This is a genomic window from Pseudoflavonifractor capillosus (assembly GCF_016902575.1).
Lineage (GTDB): Bacteria > Bacillota > Clostridia > Oscillospirales > Oscillospiraceae > Enterenecus > Enterenecus capillosus_A.
On sequence record NZ_JACSNZ010000001.1, the window covers coordinates 92,575 to 105,397 of the forward strand.

At 53.0% G+C, this 12,823-nt stretch carries 19 protein-coding genes; all 19 read right to left on the reverse strand.

All coding sequences use genetic code 11. The features are described from left to right. Positions 1 to 288: 288 nt before the first annotated feature. The gene (locus H9X86_RS00505; RefSeq protein WP_204899650.1) at positions 289 to 783 is read right to left on the reverse strand and encodes a GNAT family N-acetyltransferase; all 495 of its coding nucleotides are present in this window, start codon (positions 781 to 783) and stop codon (positions 289 to 291) included. A gap of 146 nt (positions 784 to 929) precedes the next feature. Then, positions 930 to 1,514, reverse strand: coding sequence for a helix-turn-helix domain-containing protein (locus H9X86_RS12965; protein ID WP_430736078.1), 585 nt, complete (start codon positions 1,512 to 1,514; stop codon positions 930 to 932). Further along, entirely contained in the window at positions 1,511 to 2,317 is an 807-nt protein-coding gene (locus H9X86_RS00515; RefSeq protein WP_204899651.1) for a DUF4313 domain-containing protein, read from the reverse strand. Before H9X86_RS00515 ends, H9X86_RS12965 begins: the two co-directional genes overlap by 4 nt. A gap of 169 nt (positions 2,318 to 2,486) precedes the next feature. Further along, on the reverse strand, positions 2,487 to 2,804 hold the full coding sequence (locus H9X86_RS00520) for a hypothetical protein (RefSeq protein WP_204899652.1): 318 nt from the start codon (positions 2,802 to 2,804) through the stop codon (positions 2,487 to 2,489). After that, a complete protein-coding gene (locus H9X86_RS00525; RefSeq protein ID WP_204899653.1) occupies positions 2,801 to 3,481 on the reverse strand; it encodes a hypothetical protein in 681 nt (226 codons plus the stop codon). Before H9X86_RS00525 ends, H9X86_RS00520 begins: the two co-directional genes overlap by 4 nt. Before the next feature lie 94 nt (positions 3,482 to 3,575). Beyond that, on the reverse strand, positions 3,576 to 3,806 hold the full coding sequence (locus H9X86_RS00530; RefSeq protein WP_204899654.1) for a hypothetical protein: 231 nt from the start codon (positions 3,804 to 3,806) through the stop codon (positions 3,576 to 3,578). A 114-nt stretch (positions 3,807 to 3,920) separates the two neighbouring features. Further along, positions 3,921 to 4,430, reverse strand: a complete 510-nt coding sequence (locus H9X86_RS00535) for an adenylosuccinate lyase (protein WP_204899655.1) — start codon at positions 4,428 to 4,430, stop codon at positions 3,921 to 3,923. Beyond that, positions 4,427 to 4,984 carry a decarboxylase gene (locus H9X86_RS00540; RefSeq protein WP_204899656.1) on the reverse strand — a complete coding sequence of 186 codons (558 nt, stop codon included), beginning with the start codon at positions 4,982 to 4,984 and terminating at the stop codon, positions 4,427 to 4,429. Before H9X86_RS00540 ends, H9X86_RS00535 begins: the two co-directional genes overlap by 4 nt. Before the next feature lie 27 nt (positions 4,985 to 5,011). After that, on the reverse strand, positions 5,012 to 5,905 hold the full coding sequence (locus H9X86_RS00545) for a hypothetical protein (protein ID WP_243416760.1): 894 nt from the start codon (positions 5,903 to 5,905) through the stop codon (positions 5,012 to 5,014). Positions 5,906 to 6,100: 195 nt separating this feature from the next. After that, positions 6,101 to 6,610 (reverse strand): hypothetical protein, encoded by a 510-nt coding sequence (locus tag H9X86_RS00550; RefSeq protein WP_204899658.1) that lies wholly within the window; start codon positions 6,608 to 6,610, stop codon positions 6,101 to 6,103. After that, entirely contained in the window at positions 6,603 to 7,031 is a 429-nt protein-coding gene (locus H9X86_RS00555) for a DUF6809 family protein (RefSeq protein WP_058963727.1), read from the reverse strand. The genes H9X86_RS00550 and H9X86_RS00555 overlap by 8 nt, the downstream gene beginning before the upstream one ends. Before the next feature lie 95 nt (positions 7,032 to 7,126). Next, entirely contained in the window at positions 7,127 to 7,570 is a 444-nt protein-coding gene (locus H9X86_RS00560; protein ID WP_204899659.1) for a DUF7659 family protein, read from the reverse strand. A 195-nt stretch (positions 7,571 to 7,765) separates the two neighbouring features. Continuing rightward, the gene (locus tag H9X86_RS00565; RefSeq protein ID WP_058963725.1) at positions 7,766 to 8,449 is read right to left on the reverse strand and encodes a YkgJ family cysteine cluster protein; all 684 of its coding nucleotides are present in this window, start codon (positions 8,447 to 8,449) and stop codon (positions 7,766 to 7,768) included. A gap of 89 nt (positions 8,450 to 8,538) precedes the next feature. Beyond that, on the reverse strand, positions 8,539 to 8,784 hold the full coding sequence (locus H9X86_RS00570) for a hypothetical protein (protein WP_087235906.1): 246 nt from the start codon (positions 8,782 to 8,784) through the stop codon (positions 8,539 to 8,541). A 53-nt stretch (positions 8,785 to 8,837) separates the two neighbouring features. Continuing rightward, a complete protein-coding gene (locus H9X86_RS00575) occupies positions 8,838 to 9,377 on the reverse strand; it encodes a sigma-70 RNA polymerase sigma factor region 4 domain-containing protein (RefSeq protein WP_204899660.1) in 540 nt (179 codons plus the stop codon). A gap of 101 nt (positions 9,378 to 9,478) precedes the next feature. Beyond that, complete coding sequence (locus H9X86_RS00580; RefSeq protein ID WP_204899661.1) at positions 9,479 to 10,324, reverse strand: hypothetical protein; 846 nt, start codon at positions 10,322 to 10,324, stop codon at positions 9,479 to 9,481. A gap of 35 nt (positions 10,325 to 10,359) precedes the next feature. Continuing rightward, positions 10,360 to 11,433 carry a DUF932 domain-containing protein gene (locus H9X86_RS00585; RefSeq protein ID WP_204899662.1) on the reverse strand — a complete coding sequence of 358 codons (1,074 nt, stop codon included), beginning with the start codon at positions 11,431 to 11,433 and terminating at the stop codon, positions 10,360 to 10,362. A gap of 33 nt (positions 11,434 to 11,466) precedes the next feature. After that, positions 11,467 to 12,282 carry a hypothetical protein gene (locus H9X86_RS00590; protein ID WP_204899663.1) on the reverse strand — a complete coding sequence of 272 codons (816 nt, stop codon included), beginning with the start codon at positions 12,280 to 12,282 and terminating at the stop codon, positions 11,467 to 11,469. A 109-nt stretch (positions 12,283 to 12,391) separates the two neighbouring features. Then, positions 12,392 to 12,799 (reverse strand): single-stranded DNA-binding protein, encoded by a 408-nt coding sequence (locus H9X86_RS00595; protein ID WP_058963720.1) that lies wholly within the window; start codon positions 12,797 to 12,799, stop codon positions 12,392 to 12,394. Positions 12,800 to 12,823: the final 24 nt, after the last annotated feature.

Consider the following 12,823-nt stretch of genomic DNA (forward strand, 5'->3'; position numbering starts at 1 on the left):
AAATTTTCCTTTCACTCCCTACACCACCGCGTTTTGAAATTTGCCAAACGGGGCAGGCGGCTTTTTCTGGTTTCACCTATCTACTACGGGTGATTTGCGATTTTGCCAAATGGACAACAAAAAAGCAGCAAATCTTTTTCAGACTTACTGCTTTCGCTGGCCGCCGGTGGGCGGCTGGTATTTAGTTTTGAAAGTTCGGGCCAGGTTAGCTCGAGAAATTCTGCTTTGTTGAATGAAGTAGTGAGAAATTCGGATTTCTGTTGCGTCCATTTCTTGATAACAAAAGAGTTACATCAGAGTTTTTATTAAGCGTATTCCAAATGTTAAATACGGCTCACCCAAATATTCGTTTTTATCGATCACATAACCATTCTTTTGATAAAATGAGATGGCGGTCGTATTTTCCTGAAATGCCCATATAACAATTTCTTGATAACCTTGTCTTTTAGCTTCTTGTTCAGCAAATAAAATACATTTGCTACCGATATTATGTCCTTGTGCTTCTGGCCTTACATAAATACGCCAAATCTCAAAAGCTCCTTTTTTATCTATATCTGCTGTATCACCTATTGATAATAGAGCTAATATCTGCCCTTGTTCTTCCCAAACATATTCCGACAACCGTTTTGATTGAAAGTCATGCCTTAGTTCTTCTGCACGTTCTTTACAGCCAATTTCATTTAGCAAAGAAGGATTTACATAATTTGAATATGTCCTTTTCCAATTCGTATTTACTATATCAATCGCTATATTATAATCTTTTTCTGATAAAGGACGTATCATAAATTTGTTCCTCCAACTTGACTTCTAATTTATTGCCAGATTGATTATACCTCATTCATCAAGGTAAGCATAGCAGAATTTTGTATGAATTGTAAACTTGCTGAGTAGCACCGCCAATGACAGTCGGTATTCATTTTTTCAATCTATCAGTCAAAGCGAAACTTAAACAATGCGGCAATTAGCCGCTGCTTCACATATTCCTCAACCTCGGCGTTGACTTTCCCGTGTACTTTGGAACAGTAGCGGATATATCCGGCGTAGTGGGAAAGAACAGTGTCGATTGCGTCCGGGTCGCCCTCATGGGCTTTGACGATTGTTTCATAGCCGTCATAATCCGAGCGGGAGTAAACGACCTCGCTGACCGGCTGGCCGGGGAGCTGCATAGGCGGTGTATCGGTGTGCCGGAATACTTCCTCAAAGGTGCAGGTGGTATCCAAATAGCATATGCGCCCTTTTTCTGAGGCCGGAAGTCTGCCGCGCTTCACCGCGTCCCATTCTGCGAGGGGCAAAGGAGTATGGACGGCATCCCGAAGGGCCTCGTCCATGCCGCAGGCTTCACAGATCTGCACATCCGCATAGCGGCTGAGGGCGTTGACCATCAGGTGGGCCGCCAGAGGGGCGCCGCACCGTAGGCATTGGGGCGGCTCTGCGGCATCGCCGTCTGCGTACAGCTTTTTATCCTTGCGCCAGGCCGCTTCTAACAAGTCCTTGGGATATAATTTGATCTTCATGATTTTGTGCTCCTTTTTCTGGATTTCTTTTTTGACGCCTTTTGGCGGACTTCGCTTGTTTCTTTGAATGTCTGAGCAAGGGGCGGGTCATGCCTTGCGTCGCTTTCTCTGCGGCGTGTTTCAGACCAGGGCATAAAAGCAGGCAGCTCGTCCTGGAACAGCGCCAGCAGATCGGCGGCCATATCTTCCCGGCGGCGATACAGACTGCTTAGCGCAATATTGGTGTCACAGTCTGTGATCGTAGTCCGCAGGATGATCCCGCGGTGCTCAAAGGTGAAGCGCCGGTGATGTGCCGGATCTTCGGCCTCGACCCGCAGCGGGGGTGTGTCAAAGGAATTTTGCAGCCTGCGCCACCCGCTATAATCTGTGTAGTGGAAATCCGGAATGTGGTTTGCCAGCCGCCGAAGCGCCTGATAGAGCCGCTCATATTTTCGGCCGAGTTCTCCCTTCAAGCGCCGTTCATAGTAGGTATAGCCGTCTGGGTCCAGCTTTTTCAACTTTTTGGCATTGAAGAGGTATTCCACATATTCCACGCCGTCTTCCAGCCGGACCTGGCCGGTGCGTTCCCCCAGGCCATTGCGCTTGATCCAGGCATAAAAGCGTTTGCCGGTGGACTTGGTATTGATAAATCCACAATCCTTGGGACACAGGCCGCCCAGATTGACCGTGAGGCTGTCCCAGAATACCAACTGGCCGAAGCTTTCCTGATAGAGTTTGATGGCGAGATTGCCCTCCGGATAGGTGGCAATCTTGATGGTCAGGGCATATTCCGTTCCTTTCATGTTAAATGGTATTGGTTTCATGATTTCCCCCGGAACGAAGACCAGCAGGCCGCAAAGAGCAGCCTGCCGGTCCTCGTGATAAGCCTGCCGGTAAGGGCAGGGTGGAGGAGGCATTCAAAACAAAACGCCCCCCGTTTTCTTTGAACTATAAACTGATTTTGGGGCGTTGCCTACCGGCCCCTTGATGCAATTAGGCCGCATCGCTGTCAAACAGACGGCGCAATTCAGCGGCCAGAGCTGTGCGGTTCCGGCACGATATGCGCTTTACTGTGCCGCAGTTTCCGCCGTTCTGATCCATTTTTCCAACAGTGATGCTCAGATCCCTTCCATCCTGTGTGATCCAGAGACGCCGGCTTGATGCAGGGTCTTCCGCCACAATCCACAGCGGCCGCTGGAGCGTCATGTAAGACTGCCAGGGGGACCGCCATCCGCTGTAATCAAAAAAGCGGAACCCCGGGACATCCATCCTTTGCTTTGCCAATGCGGCATAGATTTCTCTGTACTTCATGCGCTGTGCCTCCCCGTTGCGAGAGGGCTGCCATCAGCAGCATCGTCTGTCAGGCCTAGTTTCCAGCACAGGGCAAGAACCTCGGAATCAGAAACACGATAGAGCTGCCGCTTGGCGTACTTGGGACGGAAGCAGAAAATGCCATCATCAAACAGGAATTTCCCGTCCTTACTGCCATAGGTGCAGCTGCAGCCCGCCAGCAGACATTTCATCCGGTCAGCATCTTTTTCGATCTTCTCATGGTCGTACCAGATGCTGTACTGGACGGCAACATCCAGATTGCGGTTTTTCCGGCAGCGGTGTTCCAGAAATTGCAGCAGCCGCCAGCAGACCTCGGCACGCTTTTCCACAGTCTGGTTCTCGTTGAAGTTCAATGTAAAGTAGGAATAATCCCGTCCGGACAGGCCACAGCCGTGGAGCGTATTGCTGAAATCATTGCACCAGAAGAAGAGATCCCACTGACAGCTCCCGAAAGGCGCCGGCTCGGTATCCTCATACTGATAGCAGACGAAATTTTGGGCGATGGCGTCCATAACGGGCTCCATAATAGAATTTCGTACCTCAGCAGCCATAACCAGGGCTTGGCCCTCATCAGCCGCTGTATGCGCACGGCGGTTGGCTTTCTTCTGTTCTTCCGTATAGACAAATTGAAAGCGCACCGAATGAACATCGTACATAGCGTAGCCCCGTTCGACCCATTCCGGGGCTGAAGGCGAAATATAAGACTTGTCATGCCATAAGTTCATATTTATCTCTCCCTTGTGGTAATGGTTAAAATTCTCTCCATCCGGTTGTTTTTCCGGTCTTGTTGTGCCGTGCCATGATCAGGCGGGTAGTCGGTGCTGAGGGCTGTACCACCAATTCCCCTTGCTTGTAGGCAGCTTCGGCTGTTTCCAGCGCATGGGAAAGGTCATAAGCCTCCACGGGAAACTCCTGAACGATCTGTTCTTCAATCGTTACGGTGTATTTCCTCAGCATTGGGTGAGATGATTTTTTCTTCATATTCTACTCCTTTATAAAGAAAGGGACCGGCAGACCATAGCGGTACGGTTTGTCGATCCCTTTGTAATGATGCCCTCTGCCTATTTGGCAGAGCATTTGGCAGGCGCAGGAAAACTAAGACTGTGAAGCCTCCAAATCCTCGGATTTGAGTACACGGCCCTGTTTCTCCCGCAGCTGGGCAATATGTGCTTTCCATTCTTTCCGGGCCTGTTCTGCACGCTGCAGTTCCACGACCTGCTGCTCCGGTGTGAGAGCGGAAAACTCATATTCCCGTTTGTCCGTCTCTAAATCACGAATGACCTTCCGCACAATGGAGAACGCCATTTCAGAGATGGTGGGAGGGTGGTCCTCTATCGCTTTTCTGCCACGCCGGAACAGATCCAAATAAGCATGATACTGTGCCTCAGTGATGAACTCCCAGCCGTAGGCATCCTGAATTTCCGCCTCGCTGTGGTACTGCATGGCGGCTTCAAAGTCAGCTTGCCTTGCGGCGGCCTCTTTATCGATTCGCCGCTGTAGTTTGGCGGATATGCGCTCTAGGTCTTTGAGAACCAGGGAACAGGCCTCCGCCTCCCGCAAATAACCGTGAGCCTCGCTGCTCAAGTATTTTTGTGTCCGCTTCATGCCGCTTCCTCAGATGGCGCAGATACCTCGAAAATGAACTGCACAGGGATCAGTTCGCCGGGGCGGATATGCTCCGCAAGCAGCCATTCCCCGTTCCGCAAGACCTGCGAAGTGACATCATTATAGATCTCCGGGAGAATGTGGTAGTCCTTCATGCACTCCGTAGGAACATACAGGCAGAAAAGCGGCAGGCTGAATACATACAGGCTCTGCAAAACTACTTCACGAAGCTGCTTTGCCAGTGCCGTGATCTCCTCCATATCCTGCCGTTCAAAGGCAGCCTCGGAGATCTTTTTCAGATACGGAGTATCTTTGATTGCCTCGTTTATATATTTTATGGCATTGTCACCGTAGTGGCTCTTGATGCGGATACCGTTGAGCGAGATGTACTTGGTGTATTCAGTGGCGGCTTTACAGATGCTGTCCTTCAGATCCTTGAAGGGCTTTGCGTACTTTGTTTTCAGATCCTCCATTGAAACGGCCTCCAGGTTGCGCCGGAGCGTATCCAGATGGAATTCCAAGTCTTCACGCAGTTTCTTTTCTTTTTCGTCCATGTAGTGAAACCTCCATTCTATTATGATTTATGTGTCACAGCGTCCGCAGGGGCTCTGTTCTGCGGATTGCTGCCGCAACTCTTTCAGCAGAGTGCGTGCCACATCGGACACCGCCTGCCAGTAAGCCTCACCGTAGGCGCAGCTGTGTTCCAGCTGGTTGGCAATCCGCTGCGGCAAATCGGGAGAACGCAGCAGTGTTTCTTTCTGGGTGTCAGAGAGCTCTTGAAAATCGTCACGGTTCTCAATATGCTCCCTGAAATCATCCCGCAGGCATTCCGCACGGTACAATTCTGCCGTGCTGCGGCAAAATGCAGGGGAAAGAGGCAGCGCCCGCTGTTCCAGCGCAATCGAAAAATGGTTCTCACAGTATTCGCCGTCCAGATAGCACTCATAGCTGTTGTCAGACTCTTCTTCGACGAATTGGCTGCTTTCTTTCCAGCGCGGAATGCTTCCAACCAGAAATTCTTCCCGAAGGTCATTGTGAAATTGATGTAGGGCATCGGTGCGCTCCGTGAAGATCGCTTCATAGGAACCATACTCCCCATCGGTAGCCCAGTGGACGACGACTATATAGAGCGTCCCTGCGGGATATACCTGGGCCGGATGCTCAAGGGGAACAATCATTTCAGGCCCCATAATGACCATATCCAGGCCCAGATCCTCGATGTGTTTCTGCTCATGGTAAAGCTGTGAAAAGGTCTGCTCCAGCGCAAGGCGGTCCGCAGAGAGTACCGGCGGGTCAAACGCGCAGTAGATGTCCGGCGTGTCGTTGTCCGTCTCTCGGTCATCCTCGGTGCGAATTTCAAGGATATTTCCGAAGAGCCCTGCGTAATCGCTCGCTTCATTGGCAACAATGCGTCCGCCGACTTTGTAGCAGACACCCTCATGCCAAAATTCTTCTCCAGGCTGATGATAAATCATCATTGCTCCCTCCTTTTTGTGGGGTGGGGCTGGGTACAATGCCCCAGCCCCGCAGATCAAAAATCGTTCGGTTATCCGCGACGAAAATGGCGGCACCGCTCATACACATGCAAATGAGTGGCAGCAAAAGAGCGGTAGGCTTGCAGCTTACCAGACTGGCGATCCCGATACCCGCTGGGGCGGGTCGTGTTGTGATCAGTCGTCACTTTCCTGTTCGTCTTCGTCCTCTTCCCAGGGAGAGTCATCAACATAAATATCTGCCTCCTTCATCTGCTCGGCGGGTTGCTTTGTCCGCTTGAAGGCCAGAACAAGAGCATCCTCACCAAAATCGTCTTCCTTCTTTTTGCGTTTCTTTTTCCTGCGGCATTTTTCCATGGCCGCGTCATAGTCATAGCCGATGCCGGCCTGAAATTTGCCTGCAATTTCCCTCATTTTTTCCGCATGATACTCATAAAGGGCACGATGAAAACCAGTCAGGTCCCATTGTTCACAGGCCATCTCCAGCAGCCGTGCATAGTCCCGTAAGGCATTGACTGCTTTGCAGATATCGCCATAGCAGGTCTTGAACACATGGGAGCCGTCCAAATCATGAAAGCAAAGGGAGAGTTCCTGCCCCAGCAGGAAGTCTAACTCCATCGGCTGCCGGAGCATAGGCTCGTATAATCCTTTTGGCAATTCTATAGCGTTGTGCTGCTGTTCATCCATTGGCGTGGTCCTCCGGCGGAGCAGATACCAGCCCAGCAAAAAGCATTTGCATGGCAGTACGGTATCCAGACTCAAAAGCCTGTTCAATCACAGCACTGTTGCGCTCACCGGCGGCCGTTTGGTACACCTCGAAAGCTGCCAGAGCTGCAGGAGTTTTGGAGAGTTCCCCGCGCAGGGCGGTCTCAGCCGCAGATACTGTGTGGTTAAGTACCTGCTGCTTTTTGTCCTGCTCCTTAAAAACACTTGGTTCGTACTCGCCGTAATAGAGGTCATGCAGGAAATTGGGCTCAATAGTCATGCCATGCGGCAAAGACATTTTGGGTCGGGTAAGGCCATCGGCAATGCGTTCCAGAGCCTTGATGAGATGAGGCAGCTGGGCGTCAAAAAAGCGGCGGCCGCATATCGTTTCGTGAAAATTCAAAGATTGCACCTCCTGTCAATGAAAAGCCCGCCGGCGGCATATGAGCTGCGGCGGCTGTTGATTCAGGCCCCGATAGGGCATGGTTTCTTTCTGGGTCAGTCGAAACAATCGTCCTGCATAGCCTTTTCACAGGCCAGAGCCAGACCATCCAGCAGCTGCGGGACTGCCTCCATATACTGGGCCGTAATGCCCAAAGCATCAAGAGTTTCCTGCACATCGCCGGTATAACTGTACTCATGGTTCTCCAACTCCTGGAGGAACATATCACAGATAAAACCTTGCCCGGTTTTGTCGCCGGCAATGGCATCTTCCAGCTCTTTTCGGTGTCGGGTGAACATTTCATTCAGTTTTGCGACATCGCTTTTACGACAGTAGCCGCCTGCAAAAATGCTGCATACCTGGCGGGTGTCCGAGGGGGACAGACCCAGCTTGCGCATTCCTTCAGCAAACTGCTGTTTATTAAAAGCGAAGAACATGGGAAATGCGTTTACTTCCGCCTGCTGGCGGTTGCGCATCTCCTGGTATTGATTGGTACTCATGCGGCACTCCTTTCTTCCGGTGCGCCTGTTGCCAGAGGAATTACCCGCCATTCCTCCGGCCGGCGCTGGTTTTGGCAGACCTTTTCTAAAATTTCATGTTTTCCGCAGATAGCGTACTGTACCCAGCATCGACATGGACGGCAGCCTGTTCCCTGCGCTGAAAAGTGTTCCAGTGCATACATCATAGGCGCCGCCTCAGTCCAGAAGTGCCAGCTGACGAAGATCATGCAGAAGGCTGCGGTTATTTTGTTCATACTGGGGCAGGAACGGCTGATCCAGATCGAAGTTGTAGTAGTGATAGAACAGGACCTTGAACACAGATGCCCGGCGTAGTTCCTCTGGTATGCGGCGCATCAGCTTGCCGATTTCCGGGATGGCCCGGTACTGCTGCTTCAAGAATTCCTTGTCTTCCCGGGGAAAGTTGTGGTACAGCCAGTCTTTGACAAGCACCTTCCCGCTGTTGAAGTGATACTGCTGGTTATCATCAAAACAGAGGCAGTATTCAAAATCCCGGCCGCGCTCACCGGGTCCCGCCGAAAACGGGTAAAGGCGGCAGGTCCGTGGACGGGCGGCATAGATATTACACTGGTTGCCCTGAAGAAAAACACAGGATGCTTCTGCTCCAACTGTTTTGAGTGTGTAAATGGGATACCCTTCATCGGTGAGCGGTGTGGGCTCGCAGTATTGGAGAAGCACATCATCCGTACTACTGACACCGCAATGCTGCTCTCGAAGGTGTTTTGCCATCCGGTAGGCATCCAGGCTTTCCACCATGACACAACCCTCGATGCGGCGGCAGCAATGGCCGCATTGGCTGCACTGGTATGTGACAAACTCCTTGGCGCTTACGGAAACAGCAAGGGTTTTGGATTGTTCCATACATTCCTCCATAAAAAAGGCCGCGGCAGACAAGTGCGCCTGCCACGGCCGGGACCTATGGGGCATTACCCCTTATTGTTTTGACTTCTCTACGCGCACGCGGCCAGAACCGTCGGGAGCGGGCTGGCGGCCGCCAGCGGGAAAGGGTCCATCGAAAGGAAGTAGTTGGAGTTGAGCGTTTCAAAATGCACCAGATCCCCGGACTGCTGATGGATCGCCACAACGGGCGAGGTCCGGTAGTCGGAGCCGTTGGCGCGCAGGAAGGCGCAGTGGCCGAGAACCAGCGGGCACAAAAGCATTCCGTGCATTACAATGGATTTTTTCGATTTCGTCATAATAGTCAGCCTCCATTCATTTTTGACATTGGCCTGCCAGGGACGGCAGGCATTTACTCATAGCACAACTCCAGAAACACCGCGCGAACCTCTTCCAGAAGCTCCTTGATGCGTTTCATGGGGAGCTTTTCACGGCTGGCGATCTCACGGATGCCGTAGCCGCAGCCCTTCATGCGGACGATGTTCATTTGCTGCCTGGAAACACGGCCAGCCAGGTCATGAAGCAACTGCTTCATTTCAAATTCCTGCATCAGATCATCCTGCGCCGGCAGCAGTTCCTCCAGGGGCACGCCGTCCGGGTACAGACCGATGTGAATGCTGAGGATTTCGGCGTTACGCTTGCGGCGAGCTTGCGAACGAAAGTAATCATAGACACACAGACGCATTCTGTGCCGGGCAATCGCCGCGAATGAATAGCGTTGGGCCGATTCATCTGAAAAATAATCCTGCACGGCCTTCAGGTAAGGGAAAATGACGACATCATAAAACTCGTCTTCCGGCAGGTGGTTGTCGTTCAAAAATTTGTAGACCAAGCCGTGATGTTCAGCGGCAAACTCCTGTTGCTCCTTTGTTAACGGTACTTCACATAACATATATATTTCCTCCAGTCTAAAGCAAAAAAGGGATACCCCCGGCGTAAGCCGAAGGTATCCCTTGATGACATGTCATGCGGCTGAGGCCGCAACAAAACTCATTACGCAGGCAGCTTCTCGTAGTTGCCGTTGATCTCACCGACCACATAGCTTCCATCGGGGCTGCCGGGCGCCGTAGCGGACTCCGGGATCACATAGTCGCAGTCGTTGGTACGCTGCTCCTCGTTGATCAGGGCCCGCTGGATGTTGATGGCCTTGATCTGCTCCTTAAAGCCATTGGCATAGGCGCGGATTTGAGCCAGTTCCTCGCCCTGGAAGTCGCGCACAAGGCGGAAGGTGGCAACGCTGTAGTCGTTGCTGCCATTGTTCTCCTTCTTGAGCCCGATCTGGATCAGGCTGCCATAGGTGGCGCGCCGGCGGTAGACAAAGGCCCGGTTCAGGAACTCCTTGAACGGCTTGATGCTGGTAGGCGGCAGAGAAATCAGCAGAGGCATGTACTCGCCGCTGCGCAGCAGGTAGATGTCCCGCATATTCTTGCAGGCCTTGCCGCGGCCGCCGTCTCTGGCCGAACCGTATGCGTTCATCGGGCAGGTGGCGCAGGCGCCACCCGGCTCACCGATGCCGGTCTTGCCGTCCACAGAAGAGCAGAGAGGCTTGGTGTCCTCGTCATATTCGCTGCCTTCCGGCCACAGGGTATAAGCAGAATGATTGTAGAGCACAACACCCTCCAGAGTCCGGGCATAGTCCGGATTGTCGGGGTCTTCCGTGGGGATCTCGAACTGCAGGGCGCCGCCGGCGGGAATTTTCACCCGCTGGAAACTCATCATCTGCAGGCCGTCCGCATCCTCCGCGATCTCATCGCTGCTGAAATCACCCTCCACCATCGCAGGGAGCAGGAAAGTGTTCCGCTCAGGAGTGTTCATCATAGAAGTGTTCTGTTCGTACATAGTTCGTTCCTCCTTAAAATTGGATGGTTGGCCACTCAGGCGGCCAGCTGATTGATACGGCTCCACTGCCTTGCCGGCATGGAGAGAATGTTGTAGCCGATGCCCTCAAGCGCGGTTGCTCGGTCATAGTCCTGAACATCCTGGCTGTGACGGGTCACCGCATTGGATAAACCATAGAGCGTCAGGTCGTTGCCCTCGATCAGCCGCTGCAGCACACCGGAGCTTTCCTCATCGGTGATGTGGAAGTCTCTGCTGACCAGCTTGACAATGCCGGGGACATCGGTGGTATTCATGCGGGCATCTTTGGCCTCCCGCATCATATTGACTACACGGGTAAAGCGCACCTCGTCTACCACGGCCCGCACCGTGTCCTGGATCTTCATGGCAAAGGCTTTGTCGTCGGCCTCCAGCGTCTTTTCCGAATACAGCTGATAGTTCTCCGAAGCCTCGTTGACGCGGCCCACATGGTTGCGGCGCGTCTGGGCATCGTTTACTACCATACCGTTACTGCACACCAGCCGATAGACCAGCGGTTGGATGTTCACCGAACCGAGGCCCACCTCGCTGTTGCTGATGATGATGCCGGACTGAACGATGTCGCCCGGCACGACCTCGGCCTCCAGGCGGGTGTTGACTACCTTGATATACATACGGCTTTCCGTGAGCTGGCAGCTCTCAAAGTGCATTCCCTCCATATCCTGAAGGACAGGAAGGACGATGCTCGCAATATCAAGGTTGTCAATGCGCCGGTAGCGGTTGCTTAAAAATGCCCGTGCCGTACCCTCAATGGTGCGGATCATACGGACAGAGGGCTCCCGCTGGAACCAGGCGTTCACATTCTGCGCCAGCAGTTGGGGATATTCCTCCAGCATCTTGTCATAGTAGGCTGCCGGGATCTTCAGGTGTGTGCCAATCTGCCGGTGGGCAATGGAATTGACCTCCAGCGGTTCAAGCGCCGGGACACCGGACTGGTCATAGGCGTTGAGGTACAGCTTCGAGTCAAAAGGCTCCAGACGAAGGCTGCGGGTGTCCAGCATATAGTCGGCTTTCAAATCAGCCTGGCGCTGGATCTCCTTTGCCATGTCTACAAGACTGATCCCTGATTTCATTGTGATTTCACTCCCCTCTCTGGGTGATGGCGGTCACCAGGAGACCTGGATGCCCTGCGCCGTGGTTTCAGCCGACAGGCCCTTGCTTTCAAACACTTCCACCAAGCGGGGCCAGTAGACCTTCGCGGGAAAGTTCGCAAGATGTTCCTGCGGCACCAGTTCATCGTCCTGCTGGATGCAGATGTCGCCGTTTTCCCGCAGCGTGAGCTTGCTGTGTCCACGGGAATTCAGGTCGGCAATCAGCGTTTCCATGACTTCGCGCCCGCAGTTTTCATACCAGATGCGCGGATCAATGGGCTGCTTGTTGGGCGGGATATTGGCTTCATCGCCCTGTTCTGTGCCAGCCTTGGACAGAGGCACGATTTTGAGCAGGTCACACTGGATGGTTGCGTCCTGGCCGAATGTGATGTCTGCATGGTCGAATCCATCTACATTGTGAAGCCGGATGCGCCCAGTGCCATTGGTGCGGATCAGCTCTGCCGGCCGTTTCTCACACCACTCAAAGCAGGCGTCAGAATACGACGAGCGCAGATAGGTCAGAATCCGGTGGTTGGCATAGCGGAGCAGCAGGTCGTCTGAAACAGGTTCCTCCAGTTCCGGGACCTGGGATGTGCTCTGGGCAATGCCTTCAGCGTGTAGCCGGCGTTCTCTCTGTTGGCGCTGCCGGCGGCGTTTGGCTTGCTGCATATACGGGAGCAGGAGGATCAAAACGACCCAAAGCCCCCAAAGGGTGAATACCCCAATCAGCAGCCACGCCTGCCACGGCCCGCGTATCAGAGCCATGATGGCGATGACAGCACCGATCAAGATGGTGATGCTGCCGCTCAAAAGTCCCTTGTCATTACTCATTTTCTTACCGCCCTTCCTTTAGATTTTGCCTGAAAACAAAAAAAGAGGGACCGCACCAAGCTTCAGATCATTCTGAAAACTTGATACGGTCCCTCTGCTGCGCCGGATTTTATTCCGGCAGGGGTTCGCGGTCGCCATTCATCACCTCGGGAGGTGACGGAACAGGTGCCGCTTCGTCAGGGTCATGCTGTTCACTTTCGGATTTTGCTTTGGAGGACTGCCCGGGGAGAAATCCAAAGTCCGTCAGCCATATCTTCAGCTTCTTGACTGTGGTTCCGTCCTTTTGGCGAACATCCACCAGTTTTTGCGATCCGGTGAGCCAGATCATGCTTCCCTTTTTGACCTTGAGCCGCATGAGTCGGGTAACATCGTCACCGCGGGCCCATACCTGGTAGTAGTCCGGCGGGGTGTTGCCGGAACGCTCCATCAGGTCGAAACAGACATATTGCTGTTTTGACTGGCCCTCTTTCGGGACAAGCTCGTGCATGACTCGGCCAAATACAACGATTTGTGCCATAACACTTCCTTTCTTCGCCTCTGG

Coding starts and splice junctions, on each gene's coding strand:
- H9X86_RS00505 (WP_204899650.1), bottom strand. CDS start 783: ATGATACGTCCTTTATCAGAAAAAGATTATAATATAGCGATTGATATA.
- H9X86_RS12965 (WP_430736078.1), bottom strand. CDS start 1,514: ATGAAGATCAAATTATATCCCAAGGACTTGTTAGAAGCGGCCTGGCGC.
- H9X86_RS00515 (WP_204899651.1), bottom strand. CDS start 2,317: ATGAAACCAATACCATTTAACATGAAAGGAACGGAATATGCCCTGACC.
- H9X86_RS00520 (WP_204899652.1), bottom strand. CDS start 2,804: ATGAAGTACAGAGAAATCTATGCCGCATTGGCAAAGCAAAGGATGGAT.
- H9X86_RS00525 (WP_204899653.1), bottom strand. CDS start 3,481: ATGTACGATGTTCATTCGGTGCGCTTTCAATTTGTCTATACGGAAGAA.
- H9X86_RS00530 (WP_204899654.1), bottom strand. CDS start 3,806: ATGAAGAAAAAATCATCTCACCCAATGCTGAGGAAATACACCGTAACG.
- H9X86_RS00535 (WP_204899655.1), bottom strand. CDS start 4,430: ATGAAGCGGACACAAAAATACTTGAGCAGCGAGGCTCACGGTTATTTG.
- H9X86_RS00540 (WP_204899656.1), bottom strand. CDS start 4,984: ATGGACGAAAAAGAAAAGAAACTGCGTGAAGACTTGGAATTCCATCTG.
- H9X86_RS00545 (WP_243416760.1), bottom strand. CDS start 5,905: ATGATTTATCATCAGCCTGGAGAAGAATTTTGGCATGAGGGTGTCTGC.
- H9X86_RS00550 (WP_204899658.1), bottom strand. CDS start 6,610: ATGGATGAACAGCAGCACAACGCTATAGAATTGCCAAAAGGATTATAC.
- H9X86_RS00560 (WP_204899659.1), bottom strand. CDS start 7,570: ATGAGTACCAATCAATACCAGGAGATGCGCAACCGCCAGCAGGCGGAA.
- H9X86_RS00565 (WP_058963725.1), bottom strand. CDS start 8,449: ATGGAACAATCCAAAACCCTTGCTGTTTCCGTAAGCGCCAAGGAGTTT.
- H9X86_RS00570 (WP_087235906.1), bottom strand. CDS start 8,784: ATGACGAAATCGAAAAAATCCATTGTAATGCACGGAATGCTTTTGTGC.
- H9X86_RS00575 (WP_204899660.1), bottom strand. CDS start 9,377: ATGTTATGTGAAGTACCGTTAACAAAGGAGCAACAGGAGTTTGCCGCT.
- H9X86_RS00580 (WP_204899661.1), bottom strand. CDS start 10,324: ATGTACGAACAGAACACTTCTATGATGAACACTCCTGAGCGGAACACT.
- H9X86_RS00585 (WP_204899662.1), bottom strand. CDS start 11,433: ATGAAATCAGGGATCAGTCTTGTAGACATGGCAAAGGAGATCCAGCGC.
- H9X86_RS00590 (WP_204899663.1), bottom strand. CDS start 12,282: ATGAGTAATGACAAGGGACTTTTGAGCGGCAGCATCACCATCTTGATC.
- H9X86_RS00595 (WP_058963720.1), bottom strand. CDS start 12,799: ATGGCACAAATCGTTGTATTTGGCCGAGTCATGCACGAGCTTGTCCCG.